Here is a 23,640-nt window from a genome sequence, read left to right as displayed (position 1 = left end):
TTTGATACGCCTATTTTGACAAGGGCATGACAGGGGATTAGACTTAAGGGGTATGGACCGCTCGCCAAAAGCGGGTGGCCCTGTGTGCGATCGCCGCAAATGGTCATGCGTCCCCCAAAGGCAGGGTTCTGCCTGAATAAAAAAGGGAGGAAGTTCATGCCGATGGTCACCGTTTCCATCTCTCCGCAACAGGCAGCGGGCATCCGCGCCGCCGTCGACAATGGCGGCTATGCCTCGAGCAGCGAGGTCGTCCGCGAGGCGCTCCGCCTCTGGGATACCGCCCGCAAGCTCAACGAATTCCGCGACAATGTTCTCGACGACGAGGGCGCTCCATCCGGCGGCAGATGTGTCGCCGATATGTTCGCCGATCACGAGGCCGAGCGCCGCCGCTCCGCCTGACGAAGCGCCTGATTGTATTTTTGAATTCAAAGTAAACGCGGAACGCGTGGCCGCGTCCTGCGTCTTTCACAAAACTTTCATATTGGCGAAAGGGTTCATTGATCCTTCCGGGGCATCTTCCTGACCAAGAAGAACAAGTCACAGTGGAGATCAGCCAAATGAAGAGCGGGACTTCCCTGGCTGCCAACGTCGAGCCCGGCGTCCTGCGCCGCTATGCTAGCGACCAGATCGTCACGTTTGCCAAGCTCGTGGTCGAGAACGCTTTTCAGCCGATCGTCGAGGCCGGCACCGGCACGGTGTTCGGCTATAAATCCCTTATGCGCGGCCAGGAGCGCATCGGCTACGACACGCCGGTCGACATTCTCGATGAGGCTCATCAGGCAGGCCAACTGCTGCAGCTGGAGCAGATGCTCGCCAGCCGCGCGCTCGCCAAATTCGCGACGCTGTCGAATTTTTCCACCTCGACGCTGTTTCTCAATCTCGATGTCCGGCTGATCCCTGATGGCGAACGCCTGGTCGAGAGCCTGCTACAGCACCTGCGAAAGGCGAATGTTCCGCCATCCTCCATCTGCTTCGAGTTCTCCGAACGCTTCGACAACACCAGCGTGCCGGAATTTTCCGCCTTGGTGTCGAAGCTGCGCAAGGCCGGTTTCAAGCTGGCGATCGACGATTTCGGCGTCGGTCACGGCGAGATGAAGCTGCTTTGCGATCATTCCGTCGATTACCTGAAGATCGACCGCCATTTCGTCGCCGAGATCGATCGCAGCCCCCGCAAGCGCCACCTGCTGAAGAGCATCGTCAACATCGCCCATGTGCTCGGCACCCGCGTCATCGCCGAAGGCATCGAGACCGAGGCCGAATTCATCACTTGCCGCGAATATGGCGTCGACCTCGTCCAGGGCTGGTTCATCTCCCGTCCGACGACGCACATATCCGAGCTGGCGCCGTCTTTCCCGCATCTGCAGGAACTCGGAAAAAGCAAACGTAACAGCCAGTCGCTCGACGAAATCCTCATCCGCAAGCAGATCGAACTCTTGCCGACGGTTTACGAGAACGACAGCATCGACAGCGTCTTCGAACTCTTCCGCCGCAACCCGCGCCAGGCCTTCTTTCCCGTGCTCAACGCCAATAACGAGCCGCGCGGCATCATCCACGAGCAACACCTCAAGGAATATATCTACCAGCCCTTCGGCCGCGATCTCCTGAAGAACAAGATGTACGAGCGCAGCATCTCGCATTTCGTCGAAATGGCGCCGATCGTCGGCCTCGACAGCGACGCCGAGCAGCTGATGGCGATCTTCGCCAATATGGAAGGCAGCAACTGCCTGATCCTGACCGATAACATGCGCTATGCCGGCGTCGTCTCCGCCGCCTCGCTGATCAAGGTCATCAACGAGAAACAGCTGAAGACCGCCCAGGACCAGAACCCGCTGACCGGCCTGCCGGGCAATCGTGCCATCCGCGATTTCATGCGCCAGTCCGGCCGAGACGGCGATGAGGTCCGCCACTTCTGCTACTGCGATTTCGACAATTTCAAACCGTTCAACGATGCCTACGGCTTCCATCTCGGCGATCACGCGATCTCGTTGTTTGCCGCGCTGATGCGCCGCTATTTTTTCGCCGAGCGCCATTTCCTCGGCCACGTCGGCGGTGACGATTTCTTCATCGGCGTCGTTGGCTGGACCAAGGAGGAGCTGACGGAAATCCTCGACCGGCTGATCAGCGATTTCCACGACGATGTGCTTGACCTTTATTCCGACGAGCACCGCGCCGCCGGCCGCATCCTCGGTCACGACCGCGCCGGCGCCGAAGCCTTGTTTCCGCTGATGCGCTGCTCGATCGGCGTCATCGAACTGCCGGAAGGCCTCGTCATCGACGATATCAACCGCGTCAGCGCCGAGATCGCCGTCATCAAATCGGCCGCCAAAGAGAGCGAGGAAGGTCTCATCTTCCATCTCCTCCAGCGCCGTGCGTCTATTTAGACGCGCAAGGACGCTGCAGAGCTTATGCAGCGGGCGAGGCGAATTGACGCCCTTGCCATTTCCGGCCTTCCCAAGCCTGCAGGGCTGACTTATTTCCTTGGCGCAGAGCATTTCAAGCAAAAGTGTGCAGCGGTTTTGCGTCCGGAATGCCTGAAAAATGCTTCAGGGAGGGTCGCGCTATGTCACTGCCTCAGGAAATGCGTTTCGTCGATCTGCCGTCCTTCGGCGGACCGGAGGTGATGACGATTGGCAAGCGCCCGTTGCCGGTGCCGGGTGAGGGCGAGGTTCTCGTCCGCGCCGAGGCGATCGGCGTCAACCGCCCCGATGTCGCCCAGCGCCAGGGCAGCTATCCCGCGCCCAGGGGTGCGAGCCCGATCCTCGGCCTGGAGCTTTCTGGCGAAATCGTCGCGATTGGCGCAGGCGTCAGCGGCTATCGCGTCGGTGACAAGGTCTGCGGTCTCGCCAATGGCGGCGCCTATGCCGAATATTGCCTGCTGCCGGCCGGCCAGATCCTGCCCTTTCCCAAGGGTTATGATGCGGTCAAGGCTGCCGCCCTTCCCGAAACCTTCTTCACCGTTTGGGCCAATCTTTTCCAGATGGCCGGGCTGACGGAAGGCGAGACCGTGTTGATCCATGGCGGTTCCAGCGGCATCGGCACGACGGCGATCCAGCTCGCCCGTGCCTTCGGCGCCGAGGTCTATGCCACGGCCGGTTCAGGTGAGAAATGCGATGCCTGCGAAAAGCTCGGCGCCAAACGGGCGATCAACTACAGACGCGAGGATTTCGCCGAGGTGATCAAGGCCGAGACCGGCCACGGCGTCGACATCATCCTTGACATGATTGGCGCCTCCTATTTCGAGCGCAATCTCGCATCGCTTGGAAAAGACGGCTGCCTGTCGATCATCGCCTTCCTCGGCGGCGCCGTTGCCGAAAAGGTCAATCTCCAGCCGATCATGGTCAAGCGGTTGACGGTCACCGGCTCCACGATGCGCCCGCGCACCGCGGAAGAAAAACGTGCCATCCGCGACGACCTGCTCTCCGAGGTCTGGCCGCTTTTGGAAGCCGGCACCGTCGCCCCCGTCATCCACAAGGTCTTTGCCTTTGAAGAGGTCGTCGAAGCCCATCGGCTGATGGAAGAGGGCAGCCACGTCGGCAAGATCATGCTGCGCCTCGGCTGAGCGTTTTATCCGCGTTGCGGGCGACGTGCATCAATGTCAGTGAGACGCCGAGAGCCAGAACGCCGGGCAGCGCCATCAGCAGATAGAGCCAGTAGGCCGCCGACAGCGCCCCTGATACACCGCCGGGATCGACGAGGCCGGCGCCATTGGCGATGACGCCGGCAAAAGCGGCTCCGAAAGCGCCGCCGAGCGAACTCATCGTCGGGATCGCCGAGGACGCCTTGTCCTGTTCGTTGTCGGCAACCAGCGTCAGGACCATGGCGACGAGATGCGCCCAGCCAAGACCGACGCCGACGCCCATCATGAACATGCCGATCGCTGCCGGCACGATGATGAGCACATGCGCATTCGGATTGTCGCTGGCGAGGAAGAGCGCGAGGCAGGCCGTCGCCGCCGCCTCGATAAGCGCACCGGCAACGATGGCCAAATACGCCTTCCGGCCGGTCAGCGAGCCGCTGAGGAAGGCCGCAAACGTCCAGCCGAGGGCGACGAGGGCGACGAGATAACCCGAGACAAGCGGCGTCACCCCGTGCAGGACCTGGAGGAAATAGGGAATGAAGACGTCGCTGACGAGCACGACCGTCATGGCGAGCATTGTCAGGTAAACGCGTGCAATCGGCCTGGAAAGGCTGACGGCGCCGGAGGGCAGCAGCCGGTTCGGGCTTCTCCCCTCGATGAAAAGCATGCCGGCGACCGCGGCGATCGAGGCCGCGATCAAAGCGATTTTCGCAGCCGTCGTTTCGATCGTTCCGGCGGTGCTGACCATCAGCACGGCGCCAAGCAGCAGCCCGATCTGGGCAACCGGCGTCTTGGCCTGCTCACGGTCGTCTTCGACCTCGGGCAACAGCCGCGGCGCCAGCACCGCCATCACTAGGCCGAGCGGCACCAGCACGATGAAGGCATAGCGCCAGCTGCTGCCGGCGGCGAAGAAGCCGCCGAGCGTCGGTCCGATGACGGTCGCCACACCCCAGATCGCCGCATAAAGCGTCGACGCCTTCGTCCATAGCGGCTCGGGATAGACGAATCGGATGAAGGCATAGCCAAGCGCTGCCAGCGCCCCGGTGCCGAGACCCTGCACCGCGCGTCCGAGCAACACCACCGGCATCGACGGTGCGGCTGAAGCAATCAGGCTGCCGACGCCGAAGACCAGCGCGGCGATCACATAGATGGCGCGAAGCCCGATCCCCCGCGGCCGCATGGCGACGAAGATCGAGCCGAGCACAGCTGCGGCGACGAACAGGCTGGTGACCCAGGAAAACAGCGCCAGCCCGCCGATGTCGCGCACGATCGAAGGCGCGATCGTCGCCATGATGTAGCTCTCCACCGCATAAAGCGCCACGCCGCCGGCAAGCATCAATGTTGCCGGCAGGTGCTCGGGCAGGAAAAGGCGGAGGAGGGAGCTGGCATTGGGGGCGGCTGTAGTCTGTTCGATATCGGACATGGGACGATCCCGAGTTTTTGCTGGCGAAGGATTATTTTCCAAGTTATAAATTGGAAATTATATGCAATCCGGATTAAAACAAGATGTCACTTGGAAAAGTATGCGTCAGTCCCCCGCCAACCGCATCCTGATCCTGATAAAAACCGAGGGCCCGCAGCTTGGCGCCGCGATCGGCGATGCGCTCGGCATTTCGGGCGAGGCCGCCCGTCAGCAGCTCGCCAAGCTGGCAGAGCAGGGGCTGGTCGAACCGGTCACCGTCGGCGCCACGGGCAGGGGCCGGCCGCGTCAGCTCTGGCACTTGACCGCTGCGGGCAACCGTCAATTCCCCGACGGCCATGCCGAATTGGCCGCCGGCCTGCTCGGCACGCTGGTCGAACAGCTTGGCCCCGCAGCCCTCGACACCGTCATCTCCGCCCGCGAGGCGGAGACGTTGCAGCGCTATCGGCAGGAACTGGAAAGTGTCGGCGACCTTGCCGCGCGTATCGCAGGCCTGGCCGCTATCCGCACCCGCGAGGGCTATATGGCCGACAGTTGGGGCGAGGCGGACGGCTCGTTCATGCTGGTCGAAAACCACTGCCCGATCTGCGCGGCGGCCACCGCCTGCGCCGGCTTCTGCCGCTCGGAACTCGAAACCTTCCGCGCCGCCCTCGGCGCCGACGTCGAGCGCAGCGAACACATCCTGCTCGGCGCCCGCCGCTGCGCCTACCGCATCACGCGTCGTTGACCGATACCGCTCGCAAGCAGCTCGCGCTTCAGGCCGGCTGCTGCGCCTGACGCTTGCTGCTTTCGAGATAAAGCAAGACTCCGATCGACGCGAGACCTGCAGCGGCGCCGACGAAGGCGGTTCCGGAATAATCGGTGATCGCAGTGCCGAAGGCGAAGAGCCCGGCGGCGATGCCGGTGCCGATGAAGGTGTTGAGCGAGATCAGCGAGGTTCCGAGACCCGGTCGGTCCGCGATCAGGTCCTGCAGATAGGTGATCGGCACGCTGAGGATCACCGCCGCCCCGCAGGCGTTGAGGAGGAGCAGCGCATAGATGTGCCAGGGCGCCGAGGCAAATCCGAGCAGCAGCAGATAGCAGCAATAGATCAGCGCTCCGAAGGCGAGCACATGCACGGTGCGGAACCGCCGTTGCGCCATGCCCCACATCATCATGAACGGCATTTCGAGAAAGGCCGTCAGCCCGGCGATGAAGCCGACATCGACCACGCTTCCATCAGCCGCATGGGTGATGATCAGCGGCAGAAGCATACTGTTTAACCGCTGCAGCCCGAAGAGCAGCGCCATGACGCCATGACGATGACGCGCGAAAGTACATAGGGCATGAAGATCCGCTTCAGCGATGCAAAGAACCCGGGCTGATCGGGGGACGGACCGGCCGTGCCGTTTCCGGGCGCGAAGAAGAAATACAGGCAGAAACAGGTGAAGCTTGCGAAGGCCGCGATCCCATAGGCCGGCGTCATCGACGGCGAATTGACCAGATAGAGGCCGATCATCCCCGGCGCCAGCGCCCATGAGCCGGAAAACAGCGCCCGCACCGTTGCGGTGATCCCCGCCGCCTGGCCGCGATCCATCTGGTTGGTCCTGGCGCGCAGGCTGGCAAACAGCAGCGAATAGGTGGAGTTGCTCATCGGCACCAGCAACAGCGTCGAGACGATGAAGACCGCCGGGCTGTGAAAGATCGCGATCGATCCGAAGCCGAGCATGCCGGCGACGGAAAGTCCCAGCACCAGCGGCCGCCGCTCTTTCAGCCTGTCCGACCAGATGCCGAGCGTCAGGCTTGTGGTAACGTTGACGATCGCCGAGAAGAAGATCAGCGCCGAATAGACGCCGTTGCTCAGGCCCAGTTCGTTGATCCCGATGATCGACTGATAGGGCGCGGTCGAGGCATAGGTGAAGGCCAGCGCGACGAGCGTCACGGCCGGAATGCGGATCCGGTTATCGCGCAGGATCAAGGAAAAAGTGGATGGCATGGGGCGGTTCCTGATGCACCACCTTTAGCCGCATCGGCTACATCAGAGAAATGATAGTTTTCGATCACTTCGGTCAATTCTTGTGATGATCGTTTGGATGCTGTGATGGCTGTGCGACGGAACATCGGTACTTGCCGGATTGAGCGAGGCCTGGATCCCAGGCTCAGGGCTTGGGATGACGGAGATTGGCTGCGCGTTTCCGCCAAACTCGCCACGCGCGGAGCGGTAGCCGCTAAGTGGCCGTCGCTACACCGGGACAAAACGTCAACACCGTTGGCTTTCGCCCCCTGACGCGTTATGCCTGCCGCAACCCGTCAGAACCCGGATGAGAGCCCATGACCAATCCCGTCACCGTCGAAGTTACCCGCGGCCTGCTTGTCGAAAGTCGCCATCGCGGCGCGGTGGCTGTCGTCGATGGCGACGGCAAGCTTGTCTTCTCGCTGGGCGATATCGACGCCGCCGTCTTCCCGCGTTCGGCCTGCAAGGCGATGCAGGCGCTGCCGCTGGTCGAAAGCGGAGCAGCCGATGCTTACGGTTTCGGTGACAAGGAATTGGCGCTGGCCTGCGCTTCGCACAATGGCGAGGACGAGCATGTAGCGCTTGCCGCGTCGATGCTGTCGCGCGCCGGCCGAAATGCCGACGTGCTGGAATGCGGCGCCCATTGGTCGTTCCACCAGAAAACCCTCATCCATCAGGCCCGCACGCTCGATGCGCCGACCGCGCTGCACAACAATTGCTCGGGAAAACATGCCGGCTTCATCTGCGCCTGCTGCCACCAGGACGTCGATCCGAGAGGCTATGTCGGCTACCAGCATCCGCTGCAAGTCGAGATCCGCGCGGCGATGGAAAGCCTGACCGGCGCCGTGCTTGGCGCCGAGAGCTGCGGCACCGACGGCTGCTCGATCCCGACCTATGCCGTGCCGCTCAGGAGCCTAGCCCACGGCTTTGCCAAAATGGCGACCGGCGTCGGTCTGGAGCCCTTACGCGCCAAGGCATCTCGCCGCCTGGTCGAGGCCTGCATGGCCGAGCCCTTCTATGTCGCGGGCTCCGGCCGCGCCTGCACCACGTTGATGCAGATCGCCCCCGGTCGCATCTTCGTCAAAACCGGCGCCGAGGGCGTTTTCTGCGCCGCCATCCCGGAAAAGGGCATCGCCATTGCGCTGAAATGCGAGGATGGTACCACCCGCGCAGCCGAAGCCATGGTGGCGGCGACACTCGCCCGCTTCTTCGAGGCCGAAGAGAAGGTGCATGCCGCCCTGATGGCCCATGCCGCAACGTCGATGCGCAATTGGAACGGCATTCATGTCGGCGATGTCAGGGTCACTTCCGCCTTGGCCGGATGAGTGCGAGGCGCATGTATAAGTTATTAGAAAAATAAGAATTACCTAATATAAAGAGGGTGCGTCCTACGATCGCGGATTCACCCCTTCGGGGCGACGTGAGCACAGTCCAAGCCATGAGGGCAGGGCATGTTTGCAGGCCGCTATCTCTGGTGGATGCTGATGGGTATCGGCATCTTCATGTTCACCGCGCTAAGCCGCGACTATATCACCTGGCTCGTTATGCAATTGTCCGGCTGTGGGAATATGGCCGGCGCCTGCGAACCGGCCATCCTGACAATATCGAGCGTGCTCAAACCCGCCTGCATCTGGACCGCGATCGGCGTGCTCTTCATGGCGACGCTGCTCCGGCTTCACTATCTCTCGCTCATCTGGTTCTGGGGGCCGATTGTCGCGGTCTGGTTCGTCGCATCCACGCCGGTCCTCCTCTTCCTGGCAGCGGACGCAACGGCTCTGACGCGACCCGCCACGGTGGCGGCGCTGCCTGTCGCCTTCCTGTTTCTGGCCGCTTTCGTCGCCTATCTCATGCTTACCCTCGAGGATGGCGACATGCCGCTCGCAGCCTCGGTGCCGTTGCGCTTCACACTCGGCCTGACGGCCGTCTACGGCGCGCTTGCTGGGGTAGCCTTCATGTCGGAACTGTCGCGAGCCGCCGGAACCCTGCTCGACATGCCGGCACTTTCCGTCGCCATCGCGCTGGTGCAGCCACATCTGCAGACAGCGCTCACTCTTGGAACCGGCAGCATGGCGCCCGCTTATGCCGTGCTGGCGGCCTTCGTCGCGGCTCTTGCCGCAAGCCTCTTGCTGCATGCTGCCGCGCCGCCGGCCCGCCGCGCCATCACGCTGCGGCGATCGCGCCGTTGAGGTCGCGATAGGGCTTCAGCCGCTCGGCCGTCATCTCCGCCGGCACGATCAATCCCGCCACCTCGGAAATTCCAAGCACAGGGCAGGGCGAGACGAGATCGAATTTCTCCTCCGTCAGCAGCACATGCGTTTCGGCCGCGCAGCCGGCGATATGCCGCTTGATTGCCGCCTCCTCGAAATCGCCGGTGGAAAGCCCATGCACCGGATGCGCGGCAGTGACGCCGAGGAAGAACAGGTCGGGGCGCAACTGCGAGATCGCCGCTGCCGCTGCCGCGCCCGTTGCCACCATCGAATGTTTGTAGAGCCGGCCGCCGGTGAGGATCACCTCGGCGGTCGGGTGGTGCTCGAGTTCGGCGGCGATCGTCGGGCTGTGGGTCGCAACCGTCAGCGGCATGTCGCGCGGCAAGTGCCGGGCGATCTCAGCCGTCGTCGTGCCGCCGTCGAGGAAGATCATCTGTCCCGGCCTGACCATCGCCGCCGCAGCAGCACCGAGCCGTGCCTTGATCTCTGACGAGACGCTGGCCCGCGCGGTGAAATCCGGCAGGTCGGGCGAAAGCGGCATCGCGCCGCCATGCACCCGTTTCAACAGCCCCTCCGCCGCCATTTCCCGGAGATCGCGGCGGATCGTGTCTTCCGAAAGGGAAAAATCCTCGGCGACGCGCTTGGCGATCACCTGGCCATCACGGCGCAATATGTCGAGGATGAGGGTTTTGCGTTGTGACGTCAGCATGGGGTCTCTGCACGAAATTAAACATATTAGCCCGATATTGCACGAACAGACTCGACATTCAAGAAATATCATGCATTTTCACGAAATCCCGTGCATGAAGCCGGGAGTGCTCACGCAGAAGCGGAGCGATGGAGTGGATGATGTTGATTTTGATTGCCGGCCCATATCGGTCCGGAACCGGCGACGACCCGGAAAAAATGGCCGCCAACTTGAAGCGGCTGGAGCAACCCTCGCACGCACTGTTTGTCGCCGGCCACGTGCCGATGATCGGCGAATGGTTGGCCCTGCCGATCTGGCACGCCGCCGGCGGTAAGTCGGTCGGGGACGCGCTTTACGAGGAGATTTTCCACCCAGTCGCCGGCCGGCTGCTGCAGCTCTGCGAAGGCGTGCTGCGCCTGCCGGGCGATTCCAAGGGGGCGGATAACGACGTGCGCATCGCCAGGGAGCGCGGCATCCCGGTCTGGCATCGGCTGGAAGACGTGCCGGGCTGCGGCTGAAGACTTGCGCGGCGCCTCAGCGTTGCTCTTCGCTTAAGCTCAGCGCATTTGCGGCTTTGCTCACTCCCTCGACCGACCCTTCGGGGCGGTTGAGGGAGACGGCACGGCATGCCGATCATTGCTCCTCGCCCGCGCCGACGCAGAGACAAAACCCAATCTCCCCAGTTCCGGCGCACCCATCCCTGCGCTATATCACGTGCCGAAAGGGAGTGGATCACGATGCTGACATTGTACTACGCGGCAGGAACCTGCGCGCTCGCAAGCCTTATTGTCCTGGAAGAATCAGGCCTCGCCTTCGAAACGAGAAAGCTCAGCTTCGCCAATGGCGAGCAGCGCTCGCCGGACTATCTGAAGATCAACCCAAAGGGCCGTGTGCCCGCCCTTGTCACCGAGCGCGGCGTGCTGACGGAAACCCCGGCAATCCTCAGCTTTATCGCTGAAAGCGCGCCGGACGCCAAGCTGGCGCCGCTCGGCGATGCCTTCGAATTGGCAAGGCTGCAGGCCTTCAACAGCTATCTCTGTTCGACCGTGCATGTGAACCATGCCCATCGCCCGCGCGGCTCGCGCTGGGCCGGCGATCAGGCGGCGATCGAGGCGATGAAGGCGAAAGTGCCTGAGAATATGGCGGATTGTTTCACCCTGATCGAAGAGACGATGTTCAAAGGCCCCTGGGCGATGGGCGAGGCCTATTCGCTCGCCGATCCCTATCTCTTCGTGATGACAGGCTGGCTGCCGTCCGACGGTGTCGATCCCGCCCGCTTCGAAAAGGTCAGTGATCACCACGCGCGCATGCTGCAGCGCCCCGCCGTCCAGCGGGCGCTGGCCTACGATCGAGGCTGATATCCGGAACGGGCAGCAAGTTTCCTCGGCGCCCGGAACAGCCAGGCGCCGATGAGCCGCAACCGTAATTCCTCGTCGCCGATCACGGCGGCGCGCACTGGCAGATGGGGCCAGCCGATATAATGCGCGGTCTGGAAATAGATGTCGGGCGCCATTTCGAGCAGATGATCCTTGTCGTCCAGACCTATCGAGATCACGATCGTCTCGGCGTCCTTCACCGCGACGAAGCTCCTTCCGGCGACCTTCAGCGCCGGGTTGCCATAGGAGGTGCTTTCCTCGACATCGAGCAAGCCTGCTTCCGCAGCCAGCTGCTTGAGGCGCTCAAATATTGCATCGACGTCGCCGGCCATTGTCTCACCTTCCCCTCATTGATCCGAAACCTGAAACCACGCCCGCTTCGGACAGAAAGCGGAACCTTTGTCAGCCTGCCGATGCGGCGGTGAACACCGCCAGCTGGGCCGCGAAAGCACGCTGATAGGCCGGCCGGGCTTCGCCGCGGGCGACATAGGCGGCAAGGTTTGGATATTCCTCCAATAGACCCGATGCTTGCGCCCTGAGCAGCACCGTCACCATCAGCAAGTCGCCGGCGCTGAACGCACCATCGAGCCAGTCGGCATCGCCAAGGCGAGCGGAAAGGCTCCCCAGCCGCTTGAAGATGCTGTCTTCGAGGGCACGCAGGCGCTGCTCGTACCAGGGTTCGTCGCGCTCGAGGATTGTGGCGAGGCTGCGCTCGAAGATCGGTGGCTCTACTGTGTTGAGCGCGGCAAACATCCACGTGACAGCGCGTGCCCGGGCATTCGTATCCGCCGGCAGCAGTTCCGCATGGCGCTCGGCGATATGGAACACGATCGCGCCGGACTCGAACAGAGCGAGATCGCCTTCTTCATAGGTCGGAATCTGCCCGAAAGGATGAAGCGCCAAATGCGCGGGCTCCTTCATCGTCTTGAACGAAACGAGACGAACCTCGTAAGGCTCGCCCGCTTCCTCGAGCGCCCAGCGAACGCGCATGTCACGCGCCAGACCCCGGCCGCGATCCGGCGAGCGTTCAAAGGCGGTAATGGTAATCATCATCGCTTCCTCCCTATAATTTTATCCTTAGATCGATGCCGATGTAAGGCGTTATACAATGGCTTGAAGACGGCTGGCGAAACGAGATTCCGACACCGATGCTCGCGATAATCCTCGCCGGGGCCAGATCAATTCAGCGCGGCAAGCCTTGAGACTATCGCCAGATCCCTCGCAAGGCCCCGCCAGACGGGACATGAACCGTGGAGCCGGGCTGGATGCCGGCCGTAACGAGATTGCGGACCGTCTTGTTGGTGAAGAGGCCGCGCATCATGGCTTACCAGTTTCCACGGCGCGATGAGAAGACGTTCAGGTCGCTTGGATTGTCGCCGCGCTCGATCAGATGCCGACCTACTTCCGCTCGACCGTCAGTACCATCGGCATGGCCCAATTGGCCTCGGAAATCGGCCAGCTGAGCAGGTTTACGCTGTCGTCGTCCACCTGAGCTTCCCATCTAGCGTAGAATTTTTGCCGATAGTCATTCAGCCGGACACTTCGGCAGGCGAGAGGACCGCCGTCGAGATTGAGGGCCACCTTGAGATTGAGCGGCGAGGTCTTCAGAAACTCTGCCAGCCGGTCGAGAGAAAAGAACGCGTCCTTTGTCGTGCCGATGACGATACGTCCCAAATCGTCCCTGGCGACGAAGGTTCGGTTGGCGAGCCAGCGGCTTTTCACATTCACATGAGTCTGCCCGTCGTCGCCGATCAGGAGCGGATAGGAAACCATGGCGTTCGACGCGCCGGCAAAGGCGACCCGCCAATCTTGATGGGTCAGATCGCGGATATCGGCAGCGTCTTTGCCGGCAATGAAGGCGCCGGCCTTCGCGTCATATTGCTGGGGCCCCATCGCAATACCCTCGCTGATGAACGGCGTGTCGGGCCTGCCATGCATGTCATAATAGCTGCCGTTGACGATGAGCACTGCGTTGGGCAAAGCCTTTTCCCATTCGTCGATGCCGGTATCGCCCGCAGCCGCATTACGGGTGACGAATCGAAAGCGGGCCGGGTCAATTCTGCTGAGAAAGATCCGGTCGACCTCGCGGCCATCGGCAAGAACCGGCAGCTCCGCCACTTCGAAGCCCGTCTCCGGCTCTTGCCAGACCAGCGGCCCGGGCAAAACGGCCGGGATTACCGGGCTCAACGCCAACCGCATGGAGGCGGAAAGGCGCTCGTCGTCAGGTTTGACTTTGACCCAATAGGTTCCACCGCGCCGCAGGACGGTGTTGAAACCATAAACACCCGCGACCTGCCAGAGCCAGCCGGCGCTGACGACAATGACGACCGTTAAAATTGCTAGGAGTCCGAACAGGATTTTTCGAATTGCTGGCACTGAAAATCTCTTTGCTGAAACAGATAGGGCTTCGCGACGCCGGGTTGGCGTGGCGTCGCCCGAATGCAGCTCCCAAGTAAGGTTTTTCTACGGTGGAAAGGCTGCCCGCTCTGTCGAAATAGCCCCTTCAGCTTGCCAGGGCCAGTCCTCCGTAACGGCTGATTTCGCTCTCGATCTGTCTGACCAGAGTGTCGAGCGCCGGGTTTCGCCTCTTGCGCCCACGACGGAAGACATAGGAGGCGACGGCAGCCTGTCGGTGATGATCTGCATCTCAGGCGGAAGTGATGGGGTGACGATGGAGGGCGTCTGGATGACATCACGCAATTGATTGGTCCCCTGCGAAGCCTGGACAAAGAGGCCGGCGAGCTTCAGTATCAATCCGCATTCGCTCATTCCGGTATCAGGCCCCAATAGGAGAACGCCTTTGTTTGCCGTCGCAAAATATTCAGAACGCACTGGCCGAGGCGGAAGGACGAGACGCGGCTCGAATTCAATCGAGGGCTAGTCTTGCTGCTCGGCCTTGACGCGCCAAAGCTGGCGCATGTCCAATGTCGAGAAGAATATGATCATCGAATTGACTGCTTATGATTTCGCCGCGTTGCTGAACGGCGCCGCGCCCGCAGATACGCGCCTGGTTCCCGATAGCGCGATCGCCCCTCCGGATGTTCTGGAGATGCTGGCGAGGATCGCCGCGGAGATCGGCGCCGAATTTACCCCCTCCGCCTGGATGATTGTCGAGGATGGCGAGATCGTCGGACTGTGCTCCATCATCCGTGCGCCTGAGAACGGCGAACTCCACATAGGCTATGGGATTGTTCCGGGTCGCGAGCGGCGTGGATACGTCACGCGCGCTATCGGAGAATTGCTCGAATGGGCGCGGAAAGACCCGCGCGTTAGGCTCGTTTCGGCCGATACGGGCGTGGAAAACATCGCCTCGCAGCGTGCCCTTGAACGCAACGGATTTATCCGCACCGGCGAACGCATCGATCCGGAAGACGGTCAGGTGATTTGCTGGCAGGCATCGATCGCCTAAGCGGCGCGCACCGTCACGCGCATTTCGCCAGCGGCGGTTTGGCCTCGGCGGAAAACCCGGTCTCTGCTCCGAGCGGAAGATCGGCAATTTCGCGCATCGACATGCGTTCGACCTCGGGATGCCGAAGCGGATCGTCCTTCCAGACTAGCGTAGTGTCTGCACCGCCCATGGCAAGGGCGGGCTTCAAGAAAAACTTCAGCAACGACATGGCATGCCTCGCTTTCTCCGGCGGTGCGGGATGATGGTCGCAGGCAGTAATGTCGGCTCTCCTAAGCGGATTTTCAATTGAGATTAATGCGACGCTGCTATAGAAAAACTGCATGAAGAACCTCAACACGGTCCATATCAACGGCCTCAGGGCGCTCGAAGTCGTCGGTCGTCTGGGCTCGCTGCAGGCGGCCGCCGACGAGCTCGGCGTCTCGGTCGGCGCCGTCAGCCAGCAAGTAATCAAGGCCGAAGCCCAGCTCGGTCAGGTGATCTTCGAGCGCACCGCCAGGGGAATGATCGCCACCGCAGCCGGCCGGCCCGTGCTGCTCGCGCTCAACGAGGGTTTTGCCCGTCTTTCGGCGGCGGTGTCGATCGCAAGCCGCAAGGACGATACGATCCTGACCATCTCGGTGGCGCCGGTTTTCGCCGCCCGCTGGCTCGTCTACAGGCTCGATCGCTTCGCCGAGCGTCATCCCGATATCAAGCTGCGGCTGGATGCAACGACCAATCTCGTCAACCCGGCGCTTTGCGATGTCGATATCGGCATCCGCGTCGGCACCGGCAATTGGCCTGATGTGAAGGCCGAACTGCTGCTGGAGCAGGAGGTCTTTCCGGTCTGTTCGCCTGAGATGGCGGCGAGATTGCAAGAGCCAGCCGATATCCTGGCGCTGCCTGCCGTCGTCGACGGCCGCGCCATGTTCACCTGGGAGGTCTGGATGCGCGAGGCGGGGCTGTCAGGCGCGACACCCGCGACCCGCCACGTCTTCAACGATGCCTCGCTCTGCCTCGATGCGGCGATCGCCGGGCAGGGCGTCATGCTTGCCTGGCAGACCCTGGCCGCCTTTGCGCTCGCCGAAGGCCGGCTCGCTGCCCCCTTCGGCATTCGCGCCCGAACCGGCTTCGGCCATTACTTCGTCACTGCCGAAGGCACGCGCGAGCCGAAGAAGGTCAGGGATTTCAAAGCCTGGATCCGCGAGGAAATGACCGGCACGCAGGCGCTGTTCCGGTAACTCAGGCCTCGGCCGGCTCCAGGCTGCGGCCCGCCTGCATCGCCTTATAGGCCTGGCGAGACTGGCAGCGCTCGATCCACGCCTTGATATTGGGATGTGCGTTGAAAACGGCCTCCTCGCTCTGGGCGTAGCGCAGCACCTCGGCGATATTGAGATCGGCAACAGTGAAGCGGTCGCCGACGATCCATTCCCTGCCGGCAAGGTGGTTTTCGAGAGCCGCAAGCGGCCGGCGCAGCGCGCGGCAGGCGGCGGCGATCACCTGCTTGCCCTCATCGCTGTTTTCCAGGCCGTTATCATAGGTCAGAACGATCTTTACCGTCTCCGGCTCGACCTGCGAGGCGGCCCAGATCGACCACATCGTCAACAAACCGTCTTCTTCGACGGTTTTCCCGGAAAGCGGACCGCCATGTTTACGGGCGAGGTAGAGATTGATCGCCAGCGACTCGTGCATGACGAACTCGCCATCCCTGATGCTGGGGATCTGTGACATCGGGTTGACCGCACTAAAATCCGGGGAGTGCGTGTTGAGGGGCGCCTCTGATGCCAGCGGGTCTGCGAGCCGCTTGGCTTGCAGCACCGGCACCGACCGGAACTCCAGCCCAAGCTCCTCCGCCATCCAGTAGACGCGCGAGGCGCGCGATCGATAAACTCCGTAGATTGTCAGCATGAACGTATCCCCTCAATGTTTCCGAGAGACCGTAGTTGCGCGATCGGCCCCGGAAAAGTCCCTGCCGCTGATGGGATGATGAAAGCTTTTGATGGCGGAGTTCCAGGCACTCGCGAAAACGAAGTCACGAAACGCGGTTGCGCTCGACGGTGAGCTGCGCATAAGGCGAGCCGCCGCCGGCCATCTCGGCCGACACTTTCTTCTCCCACTGGAAGCCTAAAACCGCGCCTTCTGTGGTTTCCTGGAAGATATTGTCGGTGATGACGGCGGTGCCGGCGCCATCGGCGACCGAGACGGCGCATCCCACAGGCGCCTTGCGCACCACATTGCCGCTGACGACGACGTTGCGCAGATAGGGACCCCAGCCGATCTGCATTCCCCAGCGCGGCGCGCCTTCGATCACATTGCCTGAGATCAGCGTATCGGCCTCCGCCGCGATGCCGATGCCGAAACCGACCTCGTGCTGGTAAGGCCCTTTCAGCGTCAGGTTGCGCACGACATTGCCGGTCACGCTCGCCAGCCTGCCGCCCTCGTCGAAATTGGCGATCGAGATGCCGTTCGCTGCTCCGTCGATCATGTTGGCGGAAACGACGGCGCCCTCGAAGGCGAATTCCACATAGATCGCCGTCTCGCCGGATCGCCGGCACTGGTTGCTGCTGATCTGGATGTCCGATGCCGAATTTGCGCGGATCGCCGTGAAGGCGCAGTCGGAGATATGGTTGTTCACCACCATCACCCCGTCGGCACGGAAGATATTGATGCCGTTGCCGTTTTCGCCGGTGCCGCCGTCATTGGCGCGGATGTTGGAGATGCGGTTGCCGGAAACGACTGTGCCGTCCTCCGCCTTCTTCCAGCGATGCACCAGGATGCCGCCATTGCCGCAATCGGAGATCGTGTTGCCGGTGACCGAAAGATTGGCGGAATCGACCGCATAAAGCCCGGATTGCCCGGCACCGGAAATACGGCTGCGCTCGATCCGCCCGCCGCAGCGCTCCAACTGCAGCCCGTGTTTGCGGCTGCCGCCGATCTCGCAATTGTCGATCAGCAGTTCGTCGACGCCGGTAAATTGCAGCAGACCGCCGGCGTGGTCGGCGAGCGAGCGATTGCCGCCGTCGATGACGAGATTGGAAAGCTCGATGCGGCGCACGTTCTCGGCCGAAAACAGCTGGCCTTCGCCGGTGTAGACGATCCGCGAGGCGCCGGGCACGCCCGATATGCGTGTATTGTCGGGCAGGGTCAGATTGGATATCCGGTAGGTGCCGGGCGGCAGGAAGACCGGCACGTTTTCCCGCGCCGCCTGTTTGATCATCTGCTCAAGGTTGCGGTTTTTGCGGTCGCCGCTTTCGGGAATGGCGCGATATTCCGCTGCGTCGATCGTCCCGCGCAAATTGGGCTCGGCGGCCGCCGTCCGCGGCGAGGCCAGCGCACGCGATGCCCCGTCCGCAATCGCCGAGGCGGCGAGAAGGAGCAGCATGTCGCGGCGTGAAGGCATCCCGGGCTCCCTGATCATGGCGTGTTCATTCATTGGCATGTCCATAGCAGGAAACATGCCAGGGGGCCTGTCTCTTTCTGGGGCAGGCGGCCGGATTTGCGGTTATGGCGATCGGCAACGGCAGGATATCGCCGCGGATTTTGTCGTCTTGTTCACCCTTTCATTTAAGCAAGCCGAAGGGAATGGGGACTACTTTGAAGGGAATTTTTCGGGTGACGATGCGGGGTGTGGGCCTTCGGCCCACCGGGGAGAATGGCGGCATGCACGAACCGAGTGCCAGGCGATGGGAATCGACCGATGCCCTGTCGGCCGAAACGCGGCGCGTCGTCGCCGCGACGGAGGCGATGATGGCCTCGACTGCCCATCACCTCTCCGAAGGCATCGAGAACCTGCGCCTCAAGGCAATCGTCCACGAACTTCCGGATTTCCTCTACGTCAAGGATCGTGACGGCCGCTTCGTCTTCGCCAATGCCGTCACCGCCAGCAGCCTCGGCCTCGAGAGCGCTGATCTGCTCACCGGCAAGCGTGATTTCGACCTGTTCGATTTCGAGACGGCTCGCCGCCATTTCGATATCGAGCAGCAGATCATGGCGACGGGACAAGCCTCTATCGACATGGAGGAAAGCTACGTCCTGCCCGGCGGCAAAAGGCCGATATGCCGGCTGACCTCGAAGATACCGCTGCGCAACGACCGCGGCGAGATCGTCGGCCTGATCGGCGTCTCCCGTGATATCACCGAACGCAAGCTTCAGGAGGATCTCCATCGCGGCCAGGCGAAACTGCTCGAAATGATCGCCCGCAACGAGCCGTTGCCGATGATCCTCGAGGCGCTGGTCCTGATGATCGAGGAGCAACTGACGGATATCGATGGCTCGGTGCTGCTGCTCGACAGCGAGGGCACCAGGCTTTACCACGGCGCGGCGCCCAACCTGCCCGGCGGCTACAGCCGGCTCATCGATGGTGTCACGATCGGTCCTAAGGTCGGCTCCTGCGGCACCGCCGCCTGGCGCGGCCAAGCCGTGATCGTCGATGACGTGATGAGCGATCCGCTGTGGGAGGATTTCCGCGCCTTGATTGCCCCCTTCGGCTTCCGCTCCTGCTGGTCGACGCCGATCGCCACCGCGCAGAATAACGTGCTCGGCACTTTCGCGCTCTATTCCAGACAAGTCCGCCGTCCCACAGAGCACGAGATGAAGCTGGTGGCGCTCGCCACCCACATTGCCGGCATTGCCATCGAGCGCAAGCGTGTCGATGACCGCATCCACTTCATGGCCCATCACGACGATCTCACCGGCCTGCCGAACCGCGCCTTCCTGAAGGAACGGCTGGCGAATATTCTCGACCAGGCCCGGCGCAACAACCGCAAGGTCACCGTCGCCTATATCGATCTCGACAATTTCAAGGATATCAATGACGGCCGCGGCCACGCCGCCGGCGACGAGGTGCTGAAGGAAACCGCCGCCCGCATGGCCAACAGCGTCAGGGCATCCGATATGGTGGTGCGCCTCGGCGGCGACGAATTCCTCGTGGTGCTCGTCCATCAGTCGAGCCACGATGCCGGCATCACCCGCCGTCTGCGCGAGTTGCAGAAGGCCATCAACCGGCCGATCCGCAGCGACGGCGGCGAGATCACCGTCACTTCGAGCATCGGCGTCGCCGCCTTTCCCTTCGATGGCGCAACCTCGGAAGTGCTTCTCGCCAATGCCGACCGCGCCATGTACCGCGCCAAGGTACTCGGCCGCAACACATTGCAGCACCACGATGGCGGCAGTACGCCAGTCGGAATGCCGCTCGGCGAGCAGGAGGAATTGCACCAGGCGATCACCGGCGACCAGCTTTTCCTGCAATACCAGCCGCAGGTCGATGTCGCCACCGGCCGCATCACCGGCATCGAGGCGCTGGTGCGCTGGAACCATCCGGCCAAGGGCAGGGTGCCGCCGGTCAATTTCATCCCGCTTGCCGAAGAAACCGGCCTCATCGTTCCCCTCGGTCTGTGGGTGCTGAACGAGGCCTGCCGCCAAGCGCGCCTATGGCAGGATATGGGCCTGACGCCGCTGACGATCGCCGTCAACGTCTCCACCAAACAATTCGCCGATCCGGATTTTGCCACTCACGTCGCCGAGGCGCTGGAGCGCCACCGCCTGCAATCGCGCTGGCTGGAACTGGAGGTCACCGAAAGCGTGGTAATGCAGGATGCCGACCGCGCGCTCGCCATGATGGAATCGCTGCGGGCGCTTGGCGTGCGCCTGTCGATCGACGATTTCGGCTCCGGCTATTCCAGCCTGGCGGCACTGAAGACCTTCCCCTTCGACCGCCTGAAGATGGACCGTTCGCTGGTCGAAGCCCTGCCGGGCGACAAAACAGCCGTCGCCATCGCCTCGGCGGTGATTTCGCTGGCGCAGACGCTGAAGCTTTCGGTTCTCGCCGAAGGCGTCGAGACCGACGCCCAGATGGAGTTCCTGCGGCACGCGCGCTGCGAGGAGGCGCAAGGCTACCGCTTCTCCAAGCCGGTTTCGCCGGAAGAGATTCCGGCATTGCTGCGGGCGCGGGACCTCTGAGATTTAATCTCACAAGCCTGCCAATCGCCGCGATTTCTAAACACGAATGATATTGAGCCGCAGAGCGCTGACGACGGCCTGCGTTCTCGTCGTACATCCCAGCTTCTTGATGGCGCTGCCGATGTTATGGTTGACCGCATTCTCCGTGAGATCGAGAAGCTTCGCAATTTCATTGCCCTTCCTGCCGCCGGCAGTCAGCGTCAGGCAGTCCAGTTCGCCCCGCGTAAATTCGATGGGCTTGTGTTTCTCGTTCAATGTGAGTTGTGAAAGCCGGTCATAAATGAGTGTGGCGATAAATAGGAGCTTCGCCATTTCGATCATGTCGAAATTCCGTAGCCCAGAAATCGACATGGCGCCGCGTCCGCCCGCGGCATCGTGAACAGGAAAATAGGCACCTTTTCCCATGCCATACCGGTAGAACAGCTCGATGACCGTGGACTTCTTGCCCTCGCCACGATCGGTATTGATCGCTTCGACATCATAATTGAACGGGCTGGTCGATCTCAGCATTCGACGGATGACCGGACTGTCGATCATCAGATTATGGGCGTCATAATAATCCACCATTTCCGCCGGCCAGTTGGTAATGATTTTGGTTGCGCCTATTTCGACGAAGTCGACCGTGGGTAGCGTCATGATCAGGAAAGCATTCATTCCAAGGTCCTGAGTGAGGCCCTTCATATATTTGAACACTTCGTAATGCGTGTTGAAGCCTGCCGCGACTTCCTCGATTCGATTAAATTCAGCCTCGAGCTTCATGTCTTTCTCCGATCCGCCGTTCGCATGCGGGATGGCCACTGGTGTACCCGCCGAAGCGCCTGTCTCGGAAGTCGATTCCATACGCTCGAAGGCCGATTCAACTTTGCCGCCGCGGAGGAAGAATCGAACGGCCGCCAGGTACCGGAACACAAGCATAAAGGGGCGGGTAATACTTAACAAAAAGTAAACCAATCCTCGGGCTTTTGGGGACAGGCCAAGGTGAAAAATCCCCAGCTTGACCTCCGAGATCCTCGCCGAGGGATATTCTACCGTCCTGGAGTCTCTCCAATGGAGAAGTTTAAGTCATTGATTTGGATTTGTTAATTCCAACAAAAAGCTCCCGGCGCCAAGCGCTGCTTTGCCGAGCAGTTCGGTTAATGGGTGCTTAATGAATTTAGCGGATTTTATTTTCAGGTTGCTCGTCCAGCACAAGCCCGTGATGGGTCGCGCCAATCATTCGTTCAGACCTGAGTAGGGGGAACAGCATGAAGAAAATAGCGTTTGGTTTCGGATCTGATGCCAAGGCAATATTGGCGGCAATGAGCAGGTCACAGGCCATCATCGAGTTCGACCTCACCGGCAAGATTCTAACCGCCAATGCTAATTTCTGTGCCGCGCTCGGCTACAAGTTGTCTGAGATTGTCGGCCAACACCACAAGATATTCGTCGAGCCGGCGGACGCCGCGTCGGCCGACTATCGCGAGTTCTGGGCGAAGCTCAGCCGAGGCGAGTACGATCAGCGCCAGTACAAGCGCATCGGCAAGGGGGGCAAGGAAATTTGGATTGAGGCTTCCTATAACCCCGTCTTCAGCGGCGAAAAACCATACAAGGTCGTGAAATTCGCGACCGACATTACGAAGCAGAAGCTGCAAAGTGCTGAAGACGCCGGCAAATTGAACGCACTTTCGCGCGTCCAGGCGGTTATCGAGTTCACACCGAAGGGCGAGATTCTGTCGGCGAACGAGAATTTCTTGTCGGCTCTCGGCTATCAGATTGCGGAGATCACCGGTCGCCACCATTCCATGTTTTGCGAAAATGCTTACGTCAACAGTGACGAATATCGGCGGTTCTGGGAGCGTCTGTCGGGTGGGGAGTTCGTCGCGGATGAGTTTCTGCGCATAGGCAAGGGCGGAAAAAGGATCTATATCCAGGCCTCCTACAATCCGATTTTCGACATGAACGGCAGGGTATTCAAGGTTGTCAAGTTCGCGACCGACGTCACTGCCCGCGTGAACAATGTCGATCAGCTGGCAGGATCGTTGATGGCCCTGTCTGGCGGAGATTTGACCCAGGAAGTCGCAACACCGTTCATTCCCACACTGGAGAAACTCCGGACCGACTTCAACGCTGCGGCTACCAAGCTCCGCGAAGCGATGCAGGTCGTCGCCCAAAATGCAACGGGTATCGCTGCCGGAGCTCAGCAAATTCGTTCCGCGTCGGACGATTTGTCAAAGCGCACGGAACAGCAAGCCGCTTCCGTCGAGGAAACCGCAGCTGCGCTTGAAGAGATCACCACAACGGTTTCCGATTCCAGCAGCCGCGCCCAGGAAGCCGGCCAGTTGGTGCGAAGGACCCGCGAAAATGCCGAGCGCTCCGGAGCGGTGGTCCGCAGCGCGGTCGAGGCGATGGGGAAGATCGAAACATCGTCCGCGGAAATCGGCAATATCATCGGCGTCATCGACGAGATTGCGTTTCAGACCAATCTATTGGCGCTTAACGCAGGCGTCGAGGCGGCACGCGCCGGCGACGCCGGCAAAGGGTTTGCGGTCGTAGCGCAAGAAGTTCGCGAGCTTGCTCAGCGATCAGCCAAAGCGGCAAAAGAGATCAAGGAGCTCATCATCGCATCCAACGAGCATGTGAAGAGCGGGGTGACCCTCGTTGGCGAAACCGGCAAGGCCTTGGAGGAAATTGTCGCCCAGGTTCAGCAGGTCAACGGCAATGTTCTCGCGATCGTCGAAAGCTCGAAGGAGCAGGCGACGGGATTGAAGGAAATCAACACCGCCGTAAACACCATGGACCAGGGTACGCAGCAGAATGCAGCCATGGTCGAGGAATCGACGGCAGCCGCCCATAGTCTCGCCAGAGAGGCTGACGCGCTCTTCCAGCTGTTAGGGCAGTTCAACATCGGCGGCCTGGCCTCACGACAACCACGCCCCGTTGTGGCAACTCCAGCTTCCAAGCCCGTCGCATCGCCACCGCGCGCAATGGCTGCGAAGGTGAGCGCCGCCTTCCATGGCAATGCGGCAATTGCCGGCGGCGACTGGCAGGAGTTCTGAG

The 23,640-nt window shown here is 61.6% G+C and carries 21 protein-coding genes and 3 pseudogenes; 12 read left to right on the top strand and 12 right to left on the bottom strand.

What is annotated here, in order from left to right:
- Positions 1 to 156 precede the first annotated feature (156 nt).
- The 3 genes from HJB82_RS09080 to HJB82_RS09070 all read left to right on the top strand — a co-directional run bounded on the left by HJB82_RS09080 (position 157) and on the right by HJB82_RS09070 (position 3,559).
- Positions 157 to 399, top strand: coding sequence for a type II toxin-antitoxin system ParD family antitoxin (locus tag HJB82_RS09080; RefSeq protein ID WP_221139848.1), 243 nt, complete (start codon positions 157 to 159; stop codon positions 397 to 399).
- 158 nt (positions 400 to 557) lie between these two features.
- Positions 558 to 2,381 carry a GGDEF domain-containing protein gene (locus HJB82_RS09075; RefSeq protein ID WP_221139847.1) on the top strand — a complete coding sequence of 608 codons (1,824 nt, stop codon included), beginning with the start codon at positions 558 to 560 and terminating at the stop codon, positions 2,379 to 2,381.
- 179 nt (positions 2,382 to 2,560) lie between these two features.
- The gene (locus HJB82_RS09070; RefSeq protein WP_207583413.1) at positions 2,561 to 3,559 is read left to right on the top strand and encodes an NAD(P)H-quinone oxidoreductase; all 999 of its coding nucleotides are present in this window, start codon (positions 2,561 to 2,563) and stop codon (positions 3,557 to 3,559) included.
- Here HJB82_RS09070 and HJB82_RS09065 read toward each other — a convergent pair.
- Entirely contained in the window at positions 3,540 to 5,000 is a 1,461-nt protein-coding gene (locus tag HJB82_RS09065) for an MFS transporter (RefSeq protein WP_221139846.1), read from the bottom strand. The genes HJB82_RS09070 and HJB82_RS09065 overlap by 20 nt on opposite strands.
- A gap of 100 nt (positions 5,001 to 5,100) precedes the next feature.
- Here HJB82_RS09065 and HJB82_RS09060 point away from each other — a divergent pair, with 100 nt between their 5' ends.
- Entirely contained in the window at positions 5,101 to 5,724 is a 624-nt protein-coding gene (locus tag HJB82_RS09060) for a metalloregulator ArsR/SmtB family transcription factor (protein ID WP_221139845.1), read from the top strand.
- 28 nt (positions 5,725 to 5,752) lie between these two features.
- Here HJB82_RS09060 and HJB82_RS09055 read toward each other — a convergent pair.
- A pseudogene (locus HJB82_RS09055) lies at positions 5,753 to 6,972 on the bottom strand (MFS transporter).
- 335 nt (positions 6,973 to 7,307) lie between these two features.
- Here HJB82_RS09055 and HJB82_RS09050 point away from each other — a divergent pair.
- Together HJB82_RS09050 and HJB82_RS09045 are read left to right on the top strand one after the other, a co-directional pair.
- The gene (locus HJB82_RS09050; protein ID WP_221117016.1) at positions 7,308 to 8,315 is read left to right on the top strand and encodes an asparaginase; all 1,008 of its coding nucleotides are present in this window, start codon (positions 7,308 to 7,310) and stop codon (positions 8,313 to 8,315) included.
- Between the two features lie 126 nt (positions 8,316 to 8,441).
- Positions 8,442 to 9,176: a hypothetical protein gene (locus HJB82_RS09045; RefSeq protein ID WP_207583419.1), complete on the top strand. Its 735-nt coding sequence runs from the start codon at positions 8,442 to 8,444 to the stop codon at positions 9,174 to 9,176.
- Here HJB82_RS09045 and HJB82_RS09040 read toward each other — a convergent pair.
- Positions 9,151 to 9,906, bottom strand: a complete 756-nt coding sequence (locus HJB82_RS09040; protein ID WP_221117014.1) for a DeoR/GlpR family DNA-binding transcription regulator — start codon at positions 9,904 to 9,906, stop codon at positions 9,151 to 9,153. The genes HJB82_RS09045 and HJB82_RS09040 overlap by 26 nt on opposite strands.
- 140 nt (positions 9,907 to 10,046) lie before the next feature.
- Here HJB82_RS09040 and HJB82_RS09035 point away from each other — a divergent pair, with 140 nt between their 5' ends.
- The gene (locus tag HJB82_RS09035; RefSeq protein WP_221117013.1) at positions 10,047 to 10,403 is read left to right on the top strand and encodes a DUF4406 domain-containing protein; all 357 of its coding nucleotides are present in this window, start codon (positions 10,047 to 10,049) and stop codon (positions 10,401 to 10,403) included.
- Positions 10,404 to 10,622: 219 nt separating this feature from the next.
- Positions 10,623 to 11,243: a glutathione S-transferase family protein gene (locus HJB82_RS09030; protein ID WP_221117012.1), complete on the top strand. Its 621-nt coding sequence runs from the start codon at positions 10,623 to 10,625 to the stop codon at positions 11,241 to 11,243.
- Here the strand turns inward: HJB82_RS09030 and HJB82_RS09025 are convergent.
- The 5 genes and pseudogenes from HJB82_RS09025 to HJB82_RS31530 all read right to left on the bottom strand — a co-directional run.
- Positions 11,228 to 11,593, bottom strand: a complete 366-nt coding sequence (locus HJB82_RS09025) for an MmcQ/YjbR family DNA-binding protein (protein WP_221117011.1) — start codon at positions 11,591 to 11,593, stop codon at positions 11,228 to 11,230. The two genes, HJB82_RS09030 and HJB82_RS09025, sit on opposite strands and share 16 nt — an antisense overlap.
- A gap of 70 nt (positions 11,594 to 11,663) precedes the next feature.
- Complete coding sequence (locus HJB82_RS09020; RefSeq protein ID WP_221139844.1) at positions 11,664 to 12,314, bottom strand: glutathione S-transferase family protein; 651 nt, start codon at positions 12,312 to 12,314, stop codon at positions 11,664 to 11,666.
- Positions 12,315 to 12,483: 169 nt separating this feature from the next.
- Positions 12,484 to 12,666, bottom strand: a pseudogene (locus tag HJB82_RS31990) (hypothetical protein); the annotation flags it as partial.
- A complete protein-coding gene (locus HJB82_RS09015) occupies positions 12,660 to 13,637 on the bottom strand; it encodes a phosphodiester glycosidase family protein (protein WP_207583425.1) in 978 nt (325 codons plus the stop codon). The pseudogene HJB82_RS31990 and the gene HJB82_RS09015, both read right to left, overlap by 7 nt.
- 127 nt (positions 13,638 to 13,764) lie before the next feature.
- Positions 13,765 to 13,919 (bottom strand): annotated as a pseudogene (locus HJB82_RS31530) (LysR family transcriptional regulator); the annotation flags it as partial.
- A 259-nt stretch (positions 13,920 to 14,178) separates the two neighbouring features.
- Between HJB82_RS31530 and HJB82_RS09010 the strand changes: the two are divergent.
- Complete coding sequence (locus HJB82_RS09010) at positions 14,179 to 14,670, top strand: GNAT family N-acetyltransferase (RefSeq protein WP_221117008.1); 492 nt, start codon at positions 14,179 to 14,181, stop codon at positions 14,668 to 14,670.
- A 13-nt stretch (positions 14,671 to 14,683) separates the two neighbouring features.
- Here the strand turns inward: HJB82_RS09010 and HJB82_RS09005 are convergent, their stop codons facing one another.
- Positions 14,684 to 14,878 carry a hypothetical protein gene (locus HJB82_RS09005; RefSeq protein WP_207583427.1) on the bottom strand — a complete coding sequence of 65 codons (195 nt, stop codon included), beginning with the start codon at positions 14,876 to 14,878 and terminating at the stop codon, positions 14,684 to 14,686.
- Between the two features lie 112 nt (positions 14,879 to 14,990).
- Here HJB82_RS09005 and HJB82_RS09000 point away from each other — a divergent pair, with 112 nt between their 5' ends.
- Positions 14,991 to 15,887, top strand: a complete 897-nt coding sequence (locus HJB82_RS09000) for a LysR substrate-binding domain-containing protein (RefSeq protein ID WP_221132157.1) — start codon at positions 14,991 to 14,993, stop codon at positions 15,885 to 15,887.
- Position 15,888: 1 nt separating this feature from the next.
- Here the strand turns inward: HJB82_RS09000 and HJB82_RS08995 are convergent, their stop codons facing one another.
- Both HJB82_RS08995 and HJB82_RS08990 read right to left on the bottom strand, forming a co-directional pair.
- On the bottom strand, positions 15,889 to 16,554 hold the full coding sequence (locus tag HJB82_RS08995) for a glutathione S-transferase family protein (protein WP_221132156.1): 666 nt from the start codon (positions 16,552 to 16,554) through the stop codon (positions 15,889 to 15,891).
- 124 nt (positions 16,555 to 16,678) lie between these two features.
- Positions 16,679 to 18,046: a TIGR03808 family TAT-translocated repetitive protein gene (locus HJB82_RS08990; protein WP_221139843.1), complete on the bottom strand. Its 1,368-nt coding sequence runs from the start codon at positions 18,044 to 18,046 to the stop codon at positions 16,679 to 16,681.
- 260 nt (positions 18,047 to 18,306) lie between these two features.
- Between HJB82_RS08990 and HJB82_RS08985 the strand changes: the two genes are divergently transcribed.
- On the top strand, positions 18,307 to 20,604 hold the full coding sequence (locus HJB82_RS08985; protein WP_221139842.1) for an EAL domain-containing protein: 2,298 nt from the start codon (positions 18,307 to 18,309) through the stop codon (positions 20,602 to 20,604).
- Positions 20,605 to 20,640: 36 nt separating this feature from the next.
- Here HJB82_RS08985 and HJB82_RS08980 read toward each other — a convergent pair whose 3' ends face one another.
- The gene (locus HJB82_RS08980) at positions 20,641 to 21,363 is read right to left on the bottom strand and encodes a LuxR family transcriptional regulator (RefSeq protein ID WP_207584278.1); all 723 of its coding nucleotides are present in this window, start codon (positions 21,361 to 21,363) and stop codon (positions 20,641 to 20,643) included.
- A 485-nt stretch (positions 21,364 to 21,848) separates the two neighbouring features.
- Between HJB82_RS08980 and HJB82_RS08975 the strand changes: the two genes are divergently transcribed.
- Positions 21,849 to 23,639, top strand: a complete 1,791-nt coding sequence (locus HJB82_RS08975; RefSeq protein WP_221139841.1) for a PAS domain-containing methyl-accepting chemotaxis protein — start codon at positions 21,849 to 21,851, stop codon at positions 23,637 to 23,639.
- Position 23,640: the final 1 nt, after the last annotated feature.

This window comes from Rhizobium sp. NZLR10 (genome assembly GCF_019685125.1).
In the GTDB taxonomy this organism is placed as follows: Bacteria; Pseudomonadota; Alphaproteobacteria; order Rhizobiales; family Rhizobiaceae; genus Rhizobium.
This window is presented reverse-complemented; position numbering and strand designations above follow the sequence as displayed.